Source organism: uncultured Rhodococcus sp. (assembly GCF_963525155.1).
Classification (GTDB): Bacteria; Actinomycetota; Actinomycetes; order Mycobacteriales; family Mycobacteriaceae; genus Rhodococcus_F; species Rhodococcus_F qingshengii.
This window is the reverse complement of record NZ_CAURKP010000008.1, coordinates 1-20,218: the sequence shown is the minus strand read 5'-3', so window position 1 is coordinate 20,218 and position 20,218 is coordinate 1. Positions and strand designations below refer to the sequence as shown.

Annotated in this window: 18 protein-coding genes and 1 riboswitch; of the genes, 12 read left to right on the top strand and 6 right to left on the bottom strand. The window is 63.7% G+C overall.

The window, feature by feature from the left end; all coding sequences use genetic code 11:
• Window positions 1-71 precede the first annotated feature (71 nt).
• Window positions 72-1,931: a DUF2339 domain-containing protein gene (locus tag RWT78_RS03435; protein ID WP_314673947.1), complete on the top strand. Its 1,860-nt coding sequence runs from the start codon at window positions 72-74 to the stop codon at window positions 1,929-1,931.
• Between the two features lies 1 nt (window position 1,932).
• Here RWT78_RS03435 and RWT78_RS03430 read toward each other — a convergent pair whose 3' ends face one another.
• The 3 genes from RWT78_RS03430 to trmB are packed head-to-tail and all read right to left on the bottom strand — an operon-like array spanning window position 1,933 to window position 6,360.
• Complete coding sequence (locus RWT78_RS03430) at window positions 1,933-4,887, bottom strand: MMPL family transporter (protein WP_314673945.1); 2,955 nt, start codon at window positions 4,885-4,887, stop codon at window positions 1,933-1,935.
• A 10-nt stretch (window positions 4,888-4,897) separates the two neighbouring features.
• Window positions 4,898-5,605, bottom strand: a complete 708-nt coding sequence (locus RWT78_RS03425) for an NYN domain-containing protein (RefSeq protein WP_003945733.1) — start codon at window positions 5,603-5,605, stop codon at window positions 4,898-4,900.
• Complete coding sequence (gene trmB / locus RWT78_RS03420) at window positions 5,602-6,360, bottom strand: tRNA (guanosine(46)-N7)-methyltransferase TrmB (protein WP_037132323.1); 759 nt, start codon at window positions 6,358-6,360, stop codon at window positions 5,602-5,604. The genes RWT78_RS03425 and trmB overlap by 4 nt, the downstream gene beginning before the upstream one ends.
• A 199-nt stretch (window positions 6,361-6,559) precedes the next feature.
• Here trmB and RWT78_RS03415 point away from each other — a divergent pair, with 199 nt between their 5' ends.
• The 6 genes from RWT78_RS03415 (at window position 6,560) to epsC (ending at window position 13,059) form a co-directional block, all read left to right on the top strand.
• Window positions 6,560-7,456 carry a GTPase domain-containing protein gene (locus RWT78_RS03415; RefSeq protein WP_162114330.1) on the top strand — a complete coding sequence of 299 codons (897 nt, stop codon included), beginning with the start codon at window positions 6,560-6,562 and terminating at the stop codon, window positions 7,454-7,456.
• A 181-nt stretch (window positions 7,457-7,637) separates the two neighbouring features.
• Window positions 7,638-8,789 carry a hypothetical protein gene (locus RWT78_RS03410; protein WP_314673936.1) on the top strand — a complete coding sequence of 384 codons (1,152 nt, stop codon included), beginning with the start codon at window positions 7,638-7,640 and terminating at the stop codon, window positions 8,787-8,789.
• Window positions 8,790-8,923: 134 nt separating this feature from the next.
• Entirely contained in the window at window positions 8,924-9,262 is a 339-nt protein-coding gene (locus tag RWT78_RS03405) for a DUF6802 family protein (protein ID WP_314673934.1), read from the top strand.
• 277 nt (window positions 9,263-9,539) lie between these two features.
• Window positions 9,540-11,369 carry a phosphoenolpyruvate carboxykinase (GTP) gene (locus RWT78_RS03400; RefSeq protein ID WP_003945806.1) on the top strand — a complete coding sequence of 610 codons (1,830 nt, stop codon included), beginning with the start codon at window positions 9,540-9,542 and terminating at the stop codon, window positions 11,367-11,369.
• Window positions 11,370-11,539: 170 nt separating this feature from the next.
• Complete coding sequence (gene cysK, locus RWT78_RS03395; RefSeq protein ID WP_003945916.1) at window positions 11,540-12,475, top strand: cysteine synthase A; 936 nt, start codon at window positions 11,540-11,542, stop codon at window positions 12,473-12,475.
• 5 nt (window positions 12,476-12,480) lie between these two features.
• Window positions 12,481-13,059, top strand: coding sequence for a serine O-acetyltransferase EpsC (epsC, locus tag RWT78_RS03390; protein ID WP_003945907.1), 579 nt, complete (start codon window positions 12,481-12,483; stop codon window positions 13,057-13,059).
• 57 nt (window positions 13,060-13,116) lie between these two features.
• Here the strand turns inward: epsC and RWT78_RS03385 are convergent, their stop codons facing one another.
• The 3 genes from RWT78_RS03385 to RWT78_RS03375 are packed head-to-tail and all read right to left on the bottom strand — an operon-like array spanning window position 13,117 to window position 15,347.
• The gene (locus tag RWT78_RS03385; protein WP_083058429.1) at window positions 13,117-13,422 is read right to left on the bottom strand and encodes a hypothetical protein; all 306 of its coding nucleotides are present in this window, start codon (window positions 13,420-13,422) and stop codon (window positions 13,117-13,119) included.
• A gap of 28 nt (window positions 13,423-13,450) precedes the next feature.
• Complete coding sequence (locus RWT78_RS03380) at window positions 13,451-14,398, bottom strand: cation diffusion facilitator family transporter (RefSeq protein WP_003945700.1); 948 nt, start codon at window positions 14,396-14,398, stop codon at window positions 13,451-13,453.
• 10 nt (window positions 14,399-14,408) lie between these two features.
• Window positions 14,409-15,347, bottom strand: a complete 939-nt coding sequence (locus RWT78_RS03375) for an alpha/beta hydrolase (protein ID WP_003945632.1) — start codon at window positions 15,345-15,347, stop codon at window positions 14,409-14,411.
• A gap of 52 nt (window positions 15,348-15,399) precedes the next feature.
• Here RWT78_RS03375 and RWT78_RS03370 point away from each other — a divergent pair, with 52 nt between their 5' ends.
• The 5 genes from RWT78_RS03370 to RWT78_RS03350 all read left to right on the top strand — a co-directional run bounded on the left by RWT78_RS03370 (window position 15,400) and on the right by RWT78_RS03350 (window position 19,856).
• Window positions 15,400-16,008 carry a TetR/AcrR family transcriptional regulator gene (locus RWT78_RS03370; RefSeq protein ID WP_083058424.1) on the top strand — a complete coding sequence of 203 codons (609 nt, stop codon included), beginning with the start codon at window positions 15,400-15,402 and terminating at the stop codon, window positions 16,006-16,008.
• Window positions 16,009-16,024: 16 nt separating this feature from the next.
• A riboswitch (cobalamin riboswitch) is annotated at window positions 16,025-16,162 on the top strand.
• Between the two features lie 115 nt (window positions 16,163-16,277).
• Window positions 16,278-17,285, top strand: coding sequence for an iron ABC transporter permease (locus tag RWT78_RS03365; protein ID WP_003945625.1), 1,008 nt, complete (start codon window positions 16,278-16,280; stop codon window positions 17,283-17,285).
• Complete coding sequence (locus tag RWT78_RS03360) at window positions 17,282-18,100, top strand: ABC transporter ATP-binding protein (protein ID WP_042920263.1); 819 nt, start codon at window positions 17,282-17,284, stop codon at window positions 18,098-18,100. The genes RWT78_RS03365 and RWT78_RS03360 overlap by 4 nt, the downstream gene beginning before the upstream one ends.
• Complete coding sequence (locus tag RWT78_RS03355; protein ID WP_314673914.1) at window positions 18,097-19,158, top strand: ABC transporter substrate-binding protein; 1,062 nt, start codon at window positions 18,097-18,099, stop codon at window positions 19,156-19,158. The genes RWT78_RS03360 and RWT78_RS03355 overlap by 4 nt, the downstream gene beginning before the upstream one ends.
• Window positions 19,155-19,856, top strand: a complete 702-nt coding sequence (locus RWT78_RS03350) for a (2Fe-2S) ferredoxin domain-containing protein (RefSeq protein WP_314673912.1) — start codon at window positions 19,155-19,157, stop codon at window positions 19,854-19,856. The genes RWT78_RS03355 and RWT78_RS03350 overlap by 4 nt, the downstream gene beginning before the upstream one ends.
• Window positions 19,857-20,218 lie beyond the last annotated feature (362 nt).

Below are 20,218 nucleotides of genomic sequence, written 5' to 3'. Positions count from 1 at the left end.
CGAGAAGTCCCCAGGCTGATCGAGTAGTACTACTCATCTGATCGGTTCGGCCACGCAGCAAGCTCGAAGCCATGACCACACCGAGCTCTTCCGCCGTCGATCCGCGACTGGTGACCGCCCTCTCGGCCGAGTGCGACAGCATCGGCCGGCAGTTGCGTCACATGGGCCAGAACCTGTCGATCCTGCAGACTCAGCTGGCCTCGGCTACTGCGACCCCGCGTATGCCGGTAGTTCCGGCACCCGCAGCTCCGGTGCCACAGGTGCCGCAGATGCCGCCAATGCGTTCTCAGCAGAGCGTGCCCGCGTGGCAGCCGCCGACGTATCCGGTTGCCGCACCTCGCCAGCCCTGGTGGCAACGCGACGGTGTCATCAGTCGACTCCTGGCCGCGGCCGGTGTTGCCGTCACACTGATCGGCGTCGTGATGCTGCTGGTACTTGCAGCGCAGGCCGGATTCTTCGGACCTCCGCTGCGGGTGCTCGGCGGTGCGCTCCTTTCCGGCGCCTTGGTGTTTGCCGGGGTGCGGGTCCACGGACGACCAGGGGGCAAAGTGGGGGCAATTGCCCTGGCTGCCACCGGTTTTGCAGGGATGTATCTCGATGTCGTCGCAGCCTCCGTTCTCTACGGTTGGGTGACGACACCGCTCGCGGTGGTGATTGCCTTCGGAATCGCCGCCGCCGGCGTTGCCCTCGCCGTGAAGTGGGATTCCGAATCGCTGGCGCTCATGATCGTTCTGGGAGCAGCGCTGCTGGCTCCCGTGTTGACGTCGGGAATATCTTTGACCCTCATCGGTTTCCTCTTCGCGATCCAGTCGGCGACATTCTCCGCCCAGCTCGGTCGTGACTGGAAGTACCTGGGCATGGCGCGCACCGTACCGGTGGTTCTCGCACTGCTCGCAGCGATAGCGTCGGAGTCCATCTTCGGCGAATCCGGTAACAGTGCAGTGCAATTGGTGATCAGTGCCGGCGTGGTTGCAATCGTGGGGGCCGGCTGCGCGATGGTTATGCAGTGGACGGGTTCGCCCTCGCGTGACGGCATTGCAGGGGCGTGGTCCACCGCTACCTTTGTCGTCTCGTCCCTTCCGCTGATGAGCGTCGGAGCCGTGCTCGGGCGCACCGAATCCGCAGTGCTGTACGGAATTGCTGCGGCACTACTTCTTTCGGCTGCAGCGGCGGCCAAGCCTTTGCCGACGCAACTGCGATTCGGACTGGGCGCAACCGGCGCCCTCGCATTGTTGCTCTGCTGCTTCTCCGGGGCGACTGAATCTCTGGTCGTACCGCTGATCCTCACGGTCGGAATGATCTTCCTCGGAGTCTCGCTGTATGCGGGTTCGCGCTTCGTCTTCGCACTCGGAACCGCCTTTGCGGCAATCGGATCGATCGGATACCTCACGACGGTTCCGCCGGAGGCGTTGACGACCGCTCGCGCCGCATCCATGCAACTCGGTGCGATCACGGCACTCTCGAGCCTGACGGCGATAGGTGCACTGGTGATGCTGGTCTGGGCGATTCACCGACTGAAGTTGATTGCCGATTCGAATGCAGCGGTTCTATGGGCGGCCGCAGGGTTCGGTGTCCTCTACGCGGTGACATGCGCGCTCGTCTCATCCGGCGTCGAAATTTTCGACAGTGCAACCGGTTTCGTTGCCGGGCACAGCGTTGCAACCATCGTCTGGATGCTTGCCGCCACGTCAGCGCTGGTGCTCGGATTGAACAACCGCCAGCACGCTCGCGTCTTGCTCGGAGCCGGGCTTGCTCTCACCAGTGCGGCCGTGGCAAAGCTGTTCCTCTTCGACCTGGCCACACTCAGTGGGCTGGTGCGTAGCGTTGCCTTCCTGGTGGTCGGCTTGCTGCTCCTGCTGGTCGGGACACGTTATGCACGAGCCTTCGCCAAGCAGGAGCAGGAGCAGGTCAGCTTCGCTTCTGGATCATGAGTCAGCTTCGCTTCTGGCGAGCGATGAGCTCGCTCACGCTGATGGCGCCTGCGTCGTCAGGCCGGTGCCTGCCGGTGGCGTTGTCGTCGCCGTCAGGGGCGGCGTCCGAGACTCGGGGCTCGTTGGTAGGCGAAGGCGCATCCGTGAAAACTCCGTTACGACGCTCCGGAGCGGTCGGTGGAGGCGGCGACTGGGGGGTCGCCTCCACCGAGGTCGGGGCGGAGCCGTTGGTAACAGAGCCGTTGGTTGCAGAACTGTTGGTAGCACCGTTTGCGGAGCCGTTCCGGCTCGCGCCGTTGGAGCCTGAACTGCTGCTGGCAGCACCGTTGGTCGCCGAACCGTTTGTCCGCGAAGGCGTCCGGACCACCGGCAGTGGACGTGAGGCCGGGGGAGTCTGTTCCCGGGCCCGCAGGTCCGACAACCAACTCTCGATGGGACGCTCGGCCGGCGCAGCGGGCGTGGGGTTTCTGCGCTTGTCGCTGGCATTCGGTTGCGGCCGGTACGAGGGATTGGGGACCGGTGCCTCGATCAGGTTCTGGGGGGCGCTGGCTGCACTCCCGATATCGAGACGACGTCGCGGTGCCGGCTTCTCCGCGGCGGGAGCCTCCGTGTTGGGTGCCTTGATCGCCATTTCGCTGAGCGGAATGGGCTCGGTGAGAGGATCGGGAACGCGAGGTCCGCTTTCCGGCTGTGCAGCCGGGGCAGGCGGTGGCATGACCCGCGAGGCCGCTTCGATCTTGCGCGGCTGACCCGGTCCGGCGATCGCACCGACAGGCGCGATCTGCGGGACGTTCGCGAGTACCAGCTCGTTGTCGAGGATCGGCTCGCCCAGCCCGATCTTCTGCTGGATCCGCTTCATCCAGGCCGGAGCCCACCAGCAGTCGTCGCCGAGCAGTTTCATGGTCGCGGGGACCAGGAACATTCGGATGAGAGTCGCGTCGATGATCAGCGCGGAGATCATGCCGTAGGAGATGTATTTCATCATCACCAGATCGGACAAGCCGAATGCGCCGGTGACCACGATCAGAATCAGTGCGGCAGCGGTGATGATCCGGCCGGTATGTGCCGTGCCGATACGGATGGATTCGGTAGTACTCGCGCCCTGCGCTCGCGCTTCGACCATGCGGGAGAGCAGGAACACTTCGTAGTCGGTCGACAGGCCGTAGACGATCGCGATGATCAACACCAGGACGGGAGACATGATCGGCCCCGGTGTGAAGTTCAACAGACCGGAACCGTGCCCGTCGATGAAGATCCAGGTCAAGATTCCGAGCGTCGAACCCAGTCCGAGCGCGCTCATCAATGCGGCCTTGATGGGCAGGACGAGCGAGCCGAACGTCAAGAACATCAGCAAGGTCGTCAGCAGGATGACGGATACGACCATCAGCGGCAGACGATCGAGCAATGCGTCGACGCTGTCCTGCTCGATGGCCGGAGTGCCGCCGACCAGCACAGTTGTGCCCTCGGGCCAGTCCGCGGACCGCAGATAGTCGATGGTGGGACGTGCTTCGTTCCGCTCCGTCAGACCGGCCTTGAGGACGTTGACACCGTCCTTCGTCGCAACCTCCGGGGTGAACTTCTCGACCAGACCTGGCGCAGCATTTGCGGTCTTGGAAATCTGACCGAGAGTGGTGTTGTCGGCTCCCTCGATGACGAGTCGAACGGGCTCGGTGCGATTGCCGGGGAAGAGTTCGTCGAACTGCGCCTGCGCGACACGCGTGGGGCTGTCCGGGGGCAGGTACGTCTCGTTGATACCGCCGAACTTGATGCCCGTCAGCGGAATGATCATCAGCAGTAGAGCCGCGACGATCGGGACCGCGACCTTGAGCGGATGCTGCATGACCCAGCGGGTGAGCTTGCCCCAGAAACCGTTCTCGATTTCCTCGTTGGTCTTGGTCTGGCGCAGCTTCTTGAAGGTCAGCGCGTCGATCCGCTTGCCGAGAATGCCGAGAATCGCGGGAAGAATCGTGATGGACGAGATCGCGGCAAGCATGACGGCAGCAATGGCGCCGTAAGCCACCGATTTGAGGAAGCCCTGCGGGAACAACAGCAGACCGCCGAGGCTGACGGCAACCATGGTCGCCGAGAACATGACCGTTCTACCTGCCGTCATGACCGTTCGGCGTACAGCGGTCGGGGTGTCGTACCCCTCGGCTATCTCTTCTCGGAAACGGCTGACGATGAACAGTCCGTAGTCGATCGCCAGACCCAGGCCGACCAGAGAGACCACGGGCGCAACAAACGCGTTGACCTCGGTGAAGTTGGTGATCAGTCGAATGATGCCGTTGGCGCCGATGACGGTCAGACCGCCGACGATCAACGGGAGGGCAGCAGCGACGACGCCACCGAAGACGAAGAACAGTAGGACACCGACAGCAGGAATCGCGAGCATTTCCATGCGCTTGATGTCGTTGGCCATCGTGTCGTTGAGCGAATTCGCGACAGGTTGCAGGCCGGCGAGTTGCACGTCGACGCCGTCGATGTAGAACTGCGACTCGACGTCGCGGAAGTTGTTGGACACCGCGGTGTCGTTGTCTCCGGCGATCGCGATGCTGGTGACCGCGTGTTGCTTGGTCTTGTCCGCCAGGGCCGCCACCGAGAGACCGTTGTCGACCTTGAAGTACGAGCCGTTGATCTTCATGATCTGGTCGGGGTTGTCGGCGACGAGTCGCTGCAGATTGTCGATGACCTTCGCTTGGAACTCGGGGTCGTCGACGGTCTTGCCCTCCGGCGCCGTGTACAGCGCCAGAACGTCACCCGTCGTGCTGCGTCCGAACGTGCCGTCAGCGAGTTTGGCAGCCTCTACCGATTCCGACCCCGGATCGTCCCAGCCGCTCTGGCTGAGATGATCCTGCAGGCTCAGGCCGTACGCAGCGAGCCCGAGGAGCCCCGCCACCATGACAGCGATGACGGTGAAGCGGGCTCGATAGACGATGCTTCCCCAGCTGGCGAACACTGATCAACTCCTACTCGGCAACACTTTTTCGCCCGATGAGCAGGGCAGAAAGCGGTCGGAACGGCTGCAACCAGGCGCCCTCGTCGGGCAGGGTGTCCAGGCTTACCCGTGGCAGAGGCTCACGGAAGACACCTGGGATGTCCTCGAGATCGACGAAGTCCAAGATATCGGACGACACAGCCCAGCTGGCGTGTTCACGGAACCCGAGAACCTGGACCGGGATACCGGTTGCTGCGATGTCCTCGAGAGGTTCGCGGAACGCTTGGCCGTCGGCGGACGCGACCATGATTCCGGCGAGGCCCTCGCCGTACCGGAGCGCGATGTGCTCGAGCATGTCCGAATCGACATCGCTGTCTTCATCGACCTTCGGCTTGGCGAACACCGCGAAACCCACGTTACGCAAGGCTTCGACCCAAGGACGAACGACGTCGGCGCTGCCGGACGCGATGTTGGTGAAGACGGTCGCTTCAGGCTCGAGCGTGCCGCTGTTCTGTGCGGACAGTTCGGCGGTGCGAGAGAGCAGCCAACGACCCAAAGCGTCGAATCGTGGCCGGTAGGCGGCGGTAGGCCGGCCACCGAGGATAGCGCCGAGGCCCATGTCGAGGTTAGGGGCGTCCCAGACCAGAAGCACCCGCTTGGGGTGGCGGGAGTCACGACCGAAGTCGAGAGGAGATTCCGACGACGTCACGTCGTCGGATAGCTGTTCGCTGACGCTCATGCTCTGATCTTCCCCCATATAAGCTCGGTGATTGCACTTCCGACCTTATGGGCTTTGTCCTCGAACTTGGTGACCGGACGCTCGTGGGTCATCGGAGACTCCCAGTCGAGTGCGGTCAGCAGCGGCTCGGCATTGCCGGCTTCTTCGATCCATTCGGCGTACTCGGCGTGATCGGTTGCCACGTGCAGCACTCCGCCAGGCTTGAGACGGTTGGCGATCAGCGCGAACGTCGGCCCCTGCAGGAGGCGACGCTTGTGATGGCGGGCCTTGGGCCACGGATCCGGGAAGAACACCCGGACGCCCGTCAGGGACTCGGGGGCGACCATGTTCTCGAGTACGTCCATCGCGTCACCGCGCAGTACGCGGACGTTGGGAATCTCTTCACGTTCGACCTGCTGGAGAAGCTGCGCCAGCCCTGGGCGGTACACCTCGATCGCGATCAGGTTCACGTGCGGTTCCGCCTTGGCCATTGCGGCCGTCGCGGTGCCGGTACCCGAACCGATCTCGATGATCAGGGGTGCTTCACGTCCGAACCAGGCGTTCGCGTCGAGCGGTGTGTCCGAGACGTCGGCGCCGATGAGCGGCCACTGACGGTCCCAAGCCTGCTGCTGTGCGTCGGTCAGCGCACCCCGGCGAGAGCGAAAGCTGGTCACTCTCGGATGGAGACGGGACCCCTTGGTGTGGTCCGTCTGCCCCGTGTCAGGGGTCTGCGGTGCATGCTGATCGGCTTCGTTCACGAACCCATTGTCACGCATGACCCCCGTTTAGCGCAGACGGGTCTGAAGTTTGAGTTGAGACTTTCCACGGAAAGTCCTGAAACCGTCGACTTCGGACTGTCGGCGAAAGGGCGGTGTCACCTGCCGTCCTTGCCGAGAACCTGACAGAATCTCACCGACACGATGGGGACGTGGGGTGGGGATGAACACAGGATTTGCATGCAGTAATTGGTCACGAATGTTGCCCGCAGAATCGATCGACGACGCCTGCGTGGAGCCGATCGATCAGTTGCGCGCTCTGGCATATCGGCTGACATCGATCGATTCGGGAGCCGCCGAGGCGGTTCACTCGGTGCTCGGATCGCTGACAGCGCCGCTCGAATTGGTGGTCGCCGGGCGAGCCGGGGTGGGGCGGTCGTCGTTGGCGCGGATCCTGGGGCGCGACGACCGGTTCTCGCGCAGAGTTGTCGGCGCACCGGTTGTGGTGACCGAGTCGAGGGCATTCGATGTCCCTGGAACTTCGAACCCCGATCTGGGTCGTCGTTGCGTTGTCTACGTGGTGGTCGACGCGGTCCGCGACGTCGACGGCCGAGCCATTGCTCGAGTTTCCGATCGTGTGGTCGTCGCTGCGAACAAGGCTGACTTGTTCGGTCCGCGCTGGGACGAGGCGCTGGGACGGGCCGCGGAAATCTCCGAGAACGTCGGCGTGCCCACGGTTCCGGTGGAGACACTGACCGGGCGCGGCGTCGAAGAGTTGTTCGCGGCTCTCGGACCTGTTCTGGAGGCGCAGTGGTGGGGCCGGGTCGAGCAGATCGGCCCGGCGCTGAGGCGATCTGCCTCGCGCAGCATTGCGGGCAGGGACGAGATCGAGTTGTATCTGAGTTCGGACTCCGCGGTGTTGTTCGGCGCCGCGGCGGCGATGATGAGCCCCGAAATTCGAGCCCTGCGTCAAGGCGAACCTCCCGATCCTCGGACTGCTGACGACGCGGGCACGTGCAGCCGGTGGTGGAGCGAGCTCGTAAACGAGTCGGAACAGTGTCCGCAACAACGGGTCTCACTGATTCGACGCGGGTATGTGCGTCGGTGGGCGCAGCTCGGAGGCGATCGCTCTGCCCCGGCGGTGACCGATGAATAGCGTTTCGGTACTTCCGGATTCGGTGCTGCGCGTGGTGCAGCGATGGAATCCGGCATCCGATCCGGGTCGCCGGGTCGCCGCCGAAACATCCAGTGGCACTAGAATTTACGTTGTCGGCCCACCAAGGTGTGGAGGGGAAGACGTCGCGCAGATGTTCGATGCTTCGGAAGATTGTTCGACAGTGACACGCGAGGTGGACGCCGACGTCGTACTTCTGGTCGTCGACGCCGCCAGTGTGATCGGACGCGAGGATCTCCTTCTCCTCGGCGACGCTGCGGCGAGCGGAACCCCGGTGGTGGTGGCGCTGACCCGCGTCGACGTCTATCGAGACTGGCAGGCGGTGCGCCGGCGTGATGCCGAGATTCTCGCTTCGCACTGCACCGCTTTTGCTCAGGCTCCGGTGGTCCCGATTGCGCCTGGTCAGGAGCAGTCACTCGTTGCGGTCGTGAGCCGGGCGGCACGGGAGAGTGAAGCAGGTGGTTCGGATTCCGGAGTCATCGCACAGACGCGCCGGATGATCGAGATGGAGATCCGGAATCTACGTGACAGTGTTCCTGGTGCCGAATTGCGGGCCGAGCGATCGCAGCTGCTCACAGATCGTGACGGCCGACGAGGCGAACGCCTGGTGCAGGTGCGAAGCCGACTGCAACGAGCGCGCGGAGATCTGTCACAACAAATCGCCGAGGCAACCCGGGCGACGGTCGCCGGGGCACGTGCCTGGGTCGATGCGGCCTCGCGAGCCGAATTGGGCAGCGTGCCGACGCGACTGCAGCACGAGGTCGACCATCACACCCGGGTGTTCGACGCCGCGATGGCGGCAGCGGTGGAAGTGGCGGGGACGAACGGATACATGCCTTCCCCGCAGATTCCGGAGGGCCTGCCGGGCCGTCAGCGCGGAAACGAGGACCGGGTGACAATTCTTGTCGGCGCGTCCGCGGGTCTCGGCCTCGGCCGTATCGCAGTGACTCCGCTGGAAATGATTCCGGCCTTGGAGTTCGCAAGTATCCCCGTGACGTTGATTCTGGGTGGCGCCGCGGCGTGGTGGTTGGCGCGAACTCGCGGGCTGACGGCCGATCGTGCCCACTCCAGGTCGTGGATCGTCGAATCGATGTCGGCGGTTCGCGCTCAGTGGGAGCAGCGAGTGCAGAGCGTGCTGCTCGAGGCCGAGGCGGATCTGGGAGCGGCGATCATGGCGGAGAGCCGCGAGCAGGTGGCGTCGGCGCAGGCCCGAATCGTGGAGATCGACGGTGAACTTCGTGAGCTCGCCGCGGCCAGATCGGGTCAGCTCGCGTCGTGCGAGCGCGACCTCGCCGTTTTGGACGCCGCCTACTGATCATTCCGCGAGTGCAGAGTTCTCCACAGTGCCGCAATTTCGGCCACGGCTGATCGTCGGGGTCTGGTAATACTGAGCGGACGGTTTCGGTAGGGGTTGCCGAAGCGGTAGGTCACCATCCAGTAGGGGGAGTAATGGACGCATTTCTGATCACGGCCGGACACATCGACGGGCACGAAGCCGAAGCGCTCGATCCTGGGCGTATCGAGCCCGAGACCTTCGGGTCCGCGTCGGGACCGGTCGATGCCGGCGACCTGAACTTCGACGCCTTCGACTTGGACGGTGACGGAACGGTCGACAGCCGTGTCGTCCACTCCGACGACGCCGTCGTGATCGTGTCCGATTTCGATCGCGACGGTAGCGCCGATCGCCTCACGATGATCGAGTCGGACGGCGACTACTCGGCCTGGGAATGCAGTCGAGACGACGAAGGCGCCCTCGTGTGGCAGAAAATCGATGCCGGAGCGCTCTGAAAAGCTTCCGTTTATGTGCTCTGAGCGCCGGGTAGGCACCTGAACACACCAACTGAATCGTTTCTGTGACATTTCTGACCGCACCCGATTACCTGCAGGTGAACAGCCAGCGTTAACCTCAATACATAGGACACCCGGCGTCCGTGAAATCCACGTGAGTGGATGACGCGGCTGGACCCCGTCGAGAGGGGGACACCGGGATCGACTGGTATCGGGGCGCTGCAGTTCGCATCCGGTGTCACGAGAACCCGGTTCCGGCTCACCCCAGGAGAGTTTGATGACCTCAGCGACCATTCCCGGTCTCAATGGAACTGACGGCACGCCCCCCACGCAGCACAAGGAACTGCTTGCATGGGTGCAAGAGGTTGCCGAACTCACCCAGCCTGATCGCGTCGTCTTCGCAGACGGCTCGGACGAAGAATGGGACCGACTGACAACGAAGTTGGTCGAGGCAGGAACCTTCACCCGCCTCAACGACGAGAAGAAGCCGAACTCTTTCCTCGGCAACTCCGATCCGTCCGATGTCGCGCGAGTCGAATCGCGTACGTACATCTGCTCGAAGGAAGAAATCGACGCAGGTCCCACCAACAACTGGATGGACCCGGCGGAGATGCGCACCCTCATGGGTGACCTGTACCGCGGTTGCATGCGTGGACGCACCATGTACGTCGTGCCGTTCTGCATGGGCCCCCTCGACGCCGAGGACCCGAAGCTGGGCGTCGAGCTCACCGATTCCGAGTACGTCGTCGTCTCCATGCGCGTCATGACCCGCATGGGCAGCAAGGTTCTCGACAAGCTCGGCACCGACGGATTCTTCGTCAAGGCGCTGCACTCGCTGGGCGCTCCGCTGGCCGAAGGCCAGGAAGATGTCGCGTGGCCGTGCAACGACACCAAGTACATCACCCACTTCCCCGAGGATCGTGAGATCTGGAGCTTCGGTTCCGGCTACGGCGGAAACGCCCTCCTGGGCAAGAAGTGCTACTCGCTGCGTATCGCCTCGGCAATGGCGCACGACGAGGGCTGGCTGGCCGAGCACATGCTCATCCTCAAGCTCATCTCGCCCGAGGACAAGGCCTACTACATCGCGGCGGCATTCCCCTCCGCTTGTGGCAAGACCAACCTCGCGATGATCCAGCCGACCATCCCCGGGTGGCGCGCCGAGACCCTCGGTGACGATATCGCCTGGATGCGTTTCGGTGAGGACGGACAGCTGTACGCCGTCAACCCGGAATTCGGTTTCTTCGGCGTGGCTCCCGGCACCAACTGGTCCTCGAACCCCAACGCCATGCGCACCATCGACCAGGGCAACACGGTCTTCACCAACGTCGCTCTGACTGACGACGGTGACGTCTGGTGGGAAGGCCTCGAAGGCGACCCGCAGCACCTGATCGACTGGAAGGGCAACGAGTGGACGCCCGAGTCGGGCACCCATGCGGCTCATCCCAACTCGCGTTACTGCACCCCGATGTCGCAGTGCCCGATCATGGCTCCCGAGTGGGACGACCCGAAGGGCGTGCCGATCTCGGCAATCCTGTTCGGCGGACGCCGCAAGACGACGGTTCCGCTGGTCACCGAGGCTCGCGACTGGCAGCACGGCGTCTTCATGGGTGCAACGGTCGGCTCCGAGCAGACCGCAGCAGCCGAAGGCCAGGTCGGTACGGTTCGCCGCGATCCGATGGCAATGCTGCCGTTCCTCGGCTACAACGTCGGTGACTACTTCCAGCACTGGATCGACCTCGGCAAGTCCGCGGACGCGTCCAAGCTCCCCAAGGTCTTCTACGTCAACTGGTTCCGCCGCGGCGACGACGGACGCTTCCTGTGGCCAGGCTTCGGCGAGAACTCTCGCGTCCTGAAGTGGATCGTCGAGCGCATCGAGCACAAGGCTGCCGGCATCGACACCCCGATCGGCGTCGTTCCCACCGGATCGGCACTCGACATCGAAGGCCTGGACGTGTCGGACGCAGACATCACCGAGGCCCTCGCGGTCAACATCGACGAGTGGAAGGCCGAGATCCCGCTCATCGAAGAGTGGTTCGACTTCGTCGGCGAGAAGCTGCCGACCGGCATTCGCGACGAGTTCGAAGCTCTGAAGCAGCGGTTGGCCTGATAAACCGCCCCCGTATGTAGTGGCCTGATGCCGCATTGGTTCAATTTGATGAACCGATGCGGCATCGGTCGTCTGTATGCCCTTGCCTGTAGCCGTTATGCAGTTCAGCCGTAAAGCAGTGATCAGCGAATCGAGCGGGTCGACACACTCGATCCTCAGGAGGACCAGATATGAGCGGGATCTACAACAACGTGACCGAATTGGTCGGGCGCACCCCGATCGTGCGGCTCAACCGTCTGACCGAGGGCCTGGACGCACAGGTCGCCGTCAAGCTCGAGTTCTACAACCCGGCCAACAGCGTCAAGGACCGGATCGGCGTGGCGATCATCGACGCCGCCGAGAAGTCCGGAGCACTCAAGCCCGGTGGCACGATCGTCGAGGGAACCAGCGGTAACACGGGTATCGCACTCGCCATGGTCGGTGCTGCTCGTGGCTACAAGGTCATCCTGACCATGCCGGAGACCATGTCCACCGAGCGTCGCGTGATGCTGCGCGCTTACGGCGCCGAGATCGTGCTGACCCCGGGATCCGAGGGCATGGCCGGTGCGGTCGCCAAGGCCAAGGAAATCGTCGAGCAGACCGAGAACGCCGTCTCGGCCAGCCAGTTCGCGAACCCGGCCAACCCGGCCATCCACGAGGCCACGACGGGCGAAGAGGTCTGGGCCGACACCGACGGCGCCGTCGACATCTTCGTGTCCGGCATCGGCACCGGCGGCACCATCACCGGCGTCGGACGCACCCTTCGCAAGTACAAGCCCGAGGTCAAGATCGTGGGCGTCGAGCCCATCGACTCGCCGATCCTCAACGGTGGCCAGCCCGGCCCCCACAAGATCCAGGGAATCGGCGCGAACTTCGTGCCCGACGTCCTCGATCGCGAGATCTACGACGAGATCATCGACGTCTCGTTCCCCGATTCCATCGAGGTCGCTCGCGCACTCGGCACCAAGGAAGGCATCCTGGGCGGCATCTCGTCCGGCGCCATCGTCTGGGCAGCACTCGAGTTGGCGAAGCGTCCGGAAAACGCCGGCAAGCTGATCGTGGCTGTCGTGTGCGACTTCGGCGAGCGTTACATCTCCACCCCGCTGTTCGAACACATCCGGGACTGAGACTTGTGAGTATCCTCGGGACAATTCGCGAGGACCTGCAGGCTGCGCGCGGTCAGGATCCTGCCGCGCGCAGCAATGTGGAGAACGCGCTCGTTTATTCAGGGCTGCATGCCATTTGGGCGCATCGGGTTGCGCATCGCATGTGGGCCGTCCCCGCGCTACGCGGCCCGGCGCGAGTGCTCTCGCAGCTGACACGCTTCGTCACCGGCATCGAGATTCATCCCGGTGCCACCATCGGTCGACGGTTCTTCATCGACCACGGCATGGGCGTCGTGATCGGGGAGACGGCCGAGGTCGGTAACGACGTGATGCTCTATCACGGCGTCACTCTCGGTGGTCGCTCACTCGAGCAGGTCAAGCGTCACCCGACGCTGGGAGACCGGGTCACCGTCGGCGCTGGTGCCAAGATCCTCGGACCTGTCGTCATCGGTGAAGGTAGCGCTATCGGCGCCAATGCCGTTGTCACCAGAGATGTTCCGGCCGAATCCATCGCGACGGGTATCCCGGCGGTGGCGCGGCCACGGACCACCAAGGAAAAACTGGTGGACCCGAACAGTTACATCGACCCTGCGATGTACATCTGAACGTATTCCTCGGATGGCCACCCCTCGTGTAGACGACGGGTGGCCATCGGCGTCGGCTCAGGCGCGTGTCAGGTGCCACCCGCGACGTCCCAGTACGACGGCCGTCGCAGCGCCCAGTGCCGCTCCGATCAGGGGATAGCAGGCCAGGACGAGCCAGCGCGGTCCGTCCGATCGGGCGTCGAAAGCGATGTTCATCGACGACTCGTAGTCCCGAGCCATCTGGACGCCGCGCAGTGGTACGTAGGAACCCTGATAGACGATGGTCTTGTCTTGACTGGTCATCACGTCGATCAGACTGCCCACCAGGGGAATTCCCCCGACGACAAATCCCAGAACCGCCAGAATCACGATCAGTGCGCGCATCGAACGAGCCTATCGCCCGGCCGGAAGTTCAGACTGCGATCGACGGTTCTTCGGGCGTCGAGAGGGTCAGGATCGCCCGCACGACGCGTGGACTCTGCTCGAGTGAGCGCTCGAGTTCGCGCAACGTGTGGGCCACTCGGGATTCCGCGTAGTCACCGACCAGGTCGACGCTGGCCACCAGGTAGACCTGTCGCGGCCCGAGGTATTCCATACGCAGGAACGTGATTCGGTTGATCTCGGGCAGTTGGGTGAGAGCTTCGACGGCTGCTGCCCGCAGCGTCGGCGAGGCCTCTTCGCCGACCAGGAAGCGGCGGTTCCGATCTATCAGGATGATTGCGATGACCCCGAGGAGAATGCCGACGAAGATGGAGCCGAGGGCGTCGGGGATGGGTGAACCGGTGACCTGGTGCAACAGAACACCGACGAACGCGATGACCAAACCGATAAGTGCCGCAGCATCTTCGGCGAACACGGCCCGAGTCGTCGGGTCGGATGTGTTGAGTGCCTGGGTCATGACGTCGCGGTTCACGGCGGACGCTTCGTTTCGGAGTTGTTTGTACGCCTGCCGGAACGAGATGCCTTCGAGGATGAACGAGACGCCGAGGACGGCGTAGGCGACACCGAAGTCGGAGGCCGGTTCGGAATGGAACAGTTCCTGGATGCCGTGGGTGATCGAGACACCCGCGCCGAGTGCAAACAGTCCGAGGGCGGCGAACATCGACCAGATGTATGCCTCCCGGCCGTACCCGAGTGGCTGGTCTCGGTCGGGAACCCTTTTCGAGCGGCGGTTCGCGATCAGCAACAGCACTTCGTTGCCGGTATCGGCCCAGGAGTGGGTGGCCTCTGCGACCATCGATGCAGATCCGGTGACGATGGCGGCCGCCGTCTTGGCACCGGCGATCAGCGCGTTCGCCGCAAACGCCAGTACGACCGTCGTGGTGCTCTCGTCGGCCGATGCTTCCGTTTCGGTGCTCACGATTCTCAGGCTAGGCGGGTGGCGACGGTTTCGTGCGGTGACGCTCGGCGACGGAGCGCAGCAGTGTGTCGACGGCGTCGTGGAACTGCGTCAGGCCCGGCTCTTCGACGGGAAAGTGCCCGCACCCGTCCAGCATCACGAATTCGGTGGGTGCGTTGATGCGGCGGAGGAACTGCAGGCTCAGTTCGGGTGGCGTCCATCGGTCGTCGGCCGGGTGGGTGAGCAGAACGGGCGTCGTCCGAAATGCTTCGGGTGCGGTGTGCTCGAACGAGAAGTAGCTGCTGAGGAATCCGAGTGGCACCCGAACACCGCCACCGCGCGGATCGGTTGCGCACAGCGTCGCGAGTTCACGGTTGCTGCTCATGTTCGCGACGTCGGCGACCCAACGGATGGGCACGCGGATACGGCCCACCAGTCGTTCGGTGCGGCGCATCAGGGGAGCGCCGTAGACACCCATCGGGCCGAACCGCGCCGCGGCAGCTCTGGCCGACGGATTCGAGGGATCGAGCAGACAGGTGGCGACGACGGCGTCGGCCAGACCGGTCCGCGCGGCCACCTCGTAGGCCAGCAGACCGCCGATGCTGGCTCCCAACAACACCAGCGGCCGATCGTCGGCTGCCTTCTCGGCCCGGACGAGATCGCAGAGGAGATCGACCCACTGCTCGTACCGGACGCCGGCGGGATCGGCTACGACGGTGTCGCCGTACAGCGGAAGGTCAGGGAAGAGGACTTCGGCTCCGAGTTTCACGCCGATCCCGGCGAACGGCCACAACGCGCCCGAGTAGCCGCCGGCGCCGTGGATGCCGAGAACACGAACCGGCGCGTCTGGAACCACGGCCCGTGCGACGTGGACGGTGTTGCCGTTCCACTCCCACCACGTCGTGGTCGGCGCCGGCATGTGGTCGGTGTACCGGTCGGGCATAAACTTCGAGTAATCGGCGCTGGTCACCTACACAATTCTCGGTATCGGCGTCGCGGCTGACAACTCGCATCGGAGGACCGTGTCGACTCGACGGAAAAGGCCCTCCCAGCAGCGCTCGAGGGCTACCTACGACGCGATCCTGGAGGCAGCTACTCGCGTTTTCGCTTCGGAAGCCATGGCAGCGACCACCAACCGGATCGCTGACGAAGCAGGGGTGTCGGTGGGCTCGCTCTACCAGTATTTCGGCGACAAGTACGAGATCCTCTCGGAGTTGGCGAACCGTCACGTGAGTGCTGCGCGGGAGAGTTTTGCGCTCTGCCTTGCCGACATCGTCGAGCGCGAACTCTCCCTGGACGAGGCCGTCCGGATGTTGGTGGAGTGCGCGGTCGAAGTGAACAGTAAGCCGCGGGAGTTCTTTCACCTGCTCTACGATCAGGTTCCGCGTACGCGTGAGCTCATCGAGCAGGTCGAAGGAATGAATCGGCAACTGGTACTGGGTTTTTCGGAGTACTTGCAGAGCCGCGGTTTCAGTGCGGAGGATGCGTTGCTGACGTCGCGGCTGACTGTGACTGCCGTGGACAGCCAGGTGCATCGGGTTGTGCTGGAATCGGATTCACCCGAAGAACTTCGAGTGCGAACGGAAGCCGTCGTGCGGCAGGCGAGATCGATGATCGCGTCGGAATCCTGATCCGGTGTGCGGAATGGTGACCACAGTCCGTTATGGTTCTGACGTCATCATCGAGGTAATGGGAAGTCGGTGCAATTCCGGCGCGGTCCCGCCACTGTGAGGTCGTCCCTGCGTCGACCGTAGCCAGATACCACCCTCGTTGACGTTGTGTCATGCCACGAGGATGGATCGGTCACACCATGAATGCTGTTGGCGGAGCTCTGTCTCCACCTACCCACCTGCCTTCGCCGAAGGCTGGTGCGCCTCGAGGACGGCTCAGTCCGGGTATCGTGCTGCCCGCTCTGCTGGTCGTCACCGTGCTCTCTGCTGTGTGCGCGTTGGCATTCGGATCCGAGATGCTCCCCGTGTCCACTGTGGTGGACGTGGTGCACTCGCGCTTCGGAGGCCCACCCGTCACGCGTTCCGAACTTGCGATCGTGTGGGGGATCAGAGCACCTCGGGTACTGCTCGGTCTGGCCGTCGGCGCTGGTCTTGCCGTCGCCGGCGCGGTGGTGCAAACCCTCGTCCGTAACGCTCTCGCCGATCCCCACCTGCTGGGAGTGTCGTCCGGCGCGAGTGTCGGTGCCACCGCCGTCATCACCACCGGACTGTTCGCCGGCGCGGGAGTGTGGGCGCTCAGTTTCGGCGCGATGATCGGGGCGTTGGGAGCTGCGATTCTCGTCTTCACCATCGCGACGCTGCAAGGCGGTATCACTCCACTGCGATTGGTTCTGACCGGTACCGTTACCGCATCCGCCCTGTCGGCGATCGCGAGTTTTCTGGTGCTGCGTACCAATGATTCCCAGGCCGCGCAGTCCGTATTGTTCTGGCTCCTGGGAAGTTTGGCCGGGGCATCCTGGGACAAGTTGTGGGCGCCGGTCATCGTTGTGTTCCTGCTGACGGCAGCGGTGTTCGCGCTGCACGGTTGGCTGGACGCGCTGGCGGCCGGACCGGACGTCGCGGCTTCGCTCGGTATTCCCATCCGAACCCTGCGAAACGTGCTGTTCGGCGTGCTGGCAGCGTTGGTCGGCACGATGGTTGCGGTGTCCGGCGCGATTGCCTTCGTAGGCTTGGTCATACCGCACGTCACACGCATGCTTGTCGGAGCCAGACATCGAGTGGTGTTGCCGGCGGCAGCGCTGATCGGCGCGTCGTTCCTGGTGTGGGTCGACGTCGTGGCGCGGACCTCGTTGCGGCCGACCGAGATCCCGCTGAGCGTGGTGACCGGGGTGATCGGTGCACCGCTGTTTCTCCTGCTTCTCGGCCGTCGGCGCTACCGATTCGGTGGCAGTTCGTGAGCGCCCGAGCCCTGGCGCTGACCGCGTCCGGAGTAGTTGTCCGCATCGACCGTCGAACCATCGTCAAAGGCGTCGACATCGCGGCCGACGCCGGCGCAGTGGTCGGCGTGGTTGGTCCGAACGGCTCGGGCAAGTCGACGTTCTTGCGTGCTCTCGCCGGTCTCGGGCCGATCGCCGGCGGTGACATTCGTGTCGGCGGCGACTCCGTGCACGCGATGTCCGCGCGGTCGAGGGCCAAAGCCATTTCCTTTGTGGCGCAGGAAGAGCAGAGTCCTGCCGATTTGTTGGTTCACGAGTACGTGAGTCTGGGCCGCACACCACATGCAAAGCCCTGGAGCGTCGGTGGAAAGCACGAGAATGCCGTCGTCGATCGTGCTCTGGGCGAGGTCGGAATGATCGAGCACCGGTTCTCTTCGATGGACACGCTTTCCGGCGGTGAGCGTCGGCGGGTGTTTCTCGCCCGAGGTCTCGCGCAGGACGCCGGTGTGCTCATCCTCGACGAGCCGACCAATCATCTCGACATCCGGCATCAACTCGAACTGCTCGATCTGGTCCGGTCGTTGGACCGGACGGTGATCATGGCACTGCACGACCTCGATTTGGCTGCGGCAGTGTGCGATCGGGTGCTCGTGCTCGCGGATGGAGTGGCCAGGGCGTTCGGACATCCATCCGACGTACTCACCACCTCGGTGGTGGCAACTGTCTTCGGCGTCGAGACTTTCGAGCTCGTGAACCCCGCGACAGGCCGTTCACACCTCGTATTCGAATCACGAAATTCTCAACTACAACAATCATTTTCGGAGAGTGCACTTTGATACATGTCAAGACCCGCGGGTCGTTCGGTGCGGTTGTAGCCGCGACAGCGTTGTTGACAGTTGCCGGCTGCTCGGCAACTGCACCGGTGGACGAAGCCGCGGACAAGACTTCGGTGACATTGGAGAACTGCGGAACGGAAAGCACTTTCCAGCTTCCGATCGAGAACGTCGTTGCGACAAGCAATGCGGCCAATATCGGCACCATTCTCCGAGTCGGCGGTTTGGAGCGTCTCGCTGCCGTCGTGTTGAACACGAACAACGACGCGGTCATGGAGTCGATGTTCGGCCCTGGAATTGCGGATGTCCCACACCTGGACGGAACGATCACGATGGAGACGATTCTGGGTAAGCAGGCTGACCTGGTGGTCGGCTCCTACAGTGGCTTGTTCAAGGGAGCCTCCGGTGTGACGCCGGAATCGCTGCAGAGCAACAACATCGACTCATACGTGATCTCCGATAGTTGTCGGCAGAGCGCGGCAGCGGATTCCGCGCTCGGAACGATGGGGCCGTGGGATGCCCTCCGTGCGGACGTGACCAATTATGGAAAGCTGTTCGGTACCGAGGACACCGCCGCCGAGGCGCAGACCGAATTGGATTCGCGTTTGGCGCGTCTGGAGTCGGCGCCGGATGCCGCCGACAAGCCGAAGGTGCTGATCTATGACAGCGGTGAGGAAGATCTGTACACCAGTGGAGGCAACGGAGCCCCCAACGGAATCATCGACGCGGCCGGGGGAACCAATGTGTTCGCCGACGTCGACAACACCTGGTTCAAGGCGAGCTGGGAGACCGTCGCGAAGTCCGAACCCGACGTCATCGTGATCATGGACTACAAGAAGAGTGCCGACGAAGTACAGGGCAAGATCGACGCGATCAAGAGCCGAGAAGGCCTGCGTGACCTCGACGCAGTCAAGCAGAACCGTTTCGTCGTACTCCCGCTCGCCATGTTCACCAGTGGGTTCCCCAATATCTACGGCGCGGAACAGTTGCGCGCGAAGATCGAAGAGTTCGGGCTGGCTCCGTCGAGCAGCATCGACTGGACAACCGCGCCGTCGGCATGAGCAACAACCGGTGCTCGCGTCGGGTGATTGTCGTCTTACGGCCGACTGTCAGCGGCCTGGACGAGTCGGCTGCACGACGGATGCTCGACGCTGTTCGGGCCGGCACCGACGCCGACGTTCGCGTTGCGTACCTCGATGTCTCCTCGCCGAGCCTTCACGAGGAACTCGATCGAGCCCATGTCGATGACGTCGACAAGGTCGTGTTGATTCCAGTTGCGGTGCCGAGGGATCGGTACCTGCTCACGTGGACAAGCAAGGCGGTTGCGAACTGGCGCGAAACCCGAATCGACGCCGAACTGGAAGTGACGCTCCACGAATCGGAAACGCTCGAAGGTGCGGTGGCCGCGCAGTTGATCGACGAACTCGACTCGGCGGGAAAGCCGATCACCGCGAGTCCGGCGTCGTATCGCAGTCCGGCGTGGTCCGTGATCGAGCAGCACGATAGGCATCTGTTGGTGTGCAAGGGCCCTCGCTGTATGGCGTACGGAGCAGGACCGCTTCACCGGGCCATGAGTGCGGCGGCCAAAGGCACTTCGGCAAAGGTGACCGGAACCGGTTGTCTGAGCCCGTGCAACCTGGGGCCGTTGGTGATCGCGAACCCCGGCGGCACCTGGTTCGGGCACGTGGACGCCGGTGACGCTGAAGCATTGGTCGCAGGTCAGGAGAATCAATTGGCGGATCACGTTCTGGACCGGTAGATATAGGTCGGCGAAACAGAGAACCCGCTGAGCGCGAAGTGCGCTCAGCGGGTTCTGTTGTCCTGTCTCAGGAACCGAAGGGAAGGGTTCCCGGCGGGATCTGGTATCCACTGCTGCCGACGGAGGCGCTGCCCCAGAGTGCGAGGAAAGCGTTGATGGCGTTGGTGAGCATATGAATGTCCTTTGTGAGATGACTGATTCGTTTTCGACGGTACCGGGTGGATCTGTGGATTCGCTGGGAGTTGGCACCCATTTCACGGGGTTGGCACCCCGGGGGGCCGGGGGGGACGGGGGCCCACTGTCCGGCAAGGGGGGCCACACCCCGGGGGGGGCGCCCACCGGGCCCGGCGGCCGGGGGTCGG

Bases quoted from the DNA above. Each gene is read 5' to 3' on its own strand.
- RWT78_RS03400 (WP_003945806.1), top strand. From the start codon at position 9,540: ATGACCTCAGCGACCATTCCCGGTCTCAATGGAACTGACGGCACGCCC.
- cysK (WP_003945916.1), top strand. From the start codon at position 11,540: ATGAGCGGGATCTACAACAACGTGACCGAATTGGTCGGGCGCACCCCG.
- RWT78_RS03415 (WP_162114330.1), top strand. From the start codon at position 6,560: ATGTTGCCCGCAGAATCGATCGACGACGCCTGCGTGGAGCCGATCGAT.
- RWT78_RS03425 (WP_003945733.1), bottom strand. From the start codon at position 5,605: ATGAGCGTCAGCGAACAGCTATCCGACGACGTGACGTCGTCGGAATCT.
- RWT78_RS03350 (WP_314673912.1), top strand. From the start codon at position 19,155: ATGAGCAACAACCGGTGCTCGCGTCGGGTGATTGTCGTCTTACGGCCG.
- trmB (WP_037132323.1), bottom strand. From the start codon at position 6,360: ATGCGTGACAATGGGTTCGTGAACGAAGCCGATCAGCATGCACCGCAG.
- RWT78_RS03405 (WP_314673934.1), top strand. From the start codon at position 8,924: ATGGACGCATTTCTGATCACGGCCGGACACATCGACGGGCACGAAGCC.
- RWT78_RS03385 (WP_083058429.1), bottom strand. From the start codon at position 13,422: ATGCGCGCACTGATCGTGATTCTGGCGGTTCTGGGATTTGTCGTCGGG.
- RWT78_RS03435 (WP_314673947.1), top strand. From the start codon at position 72: ATGACCACACCGAGCTCTTCCGCCGTCGATCCGCGACTGGTGACCGCC.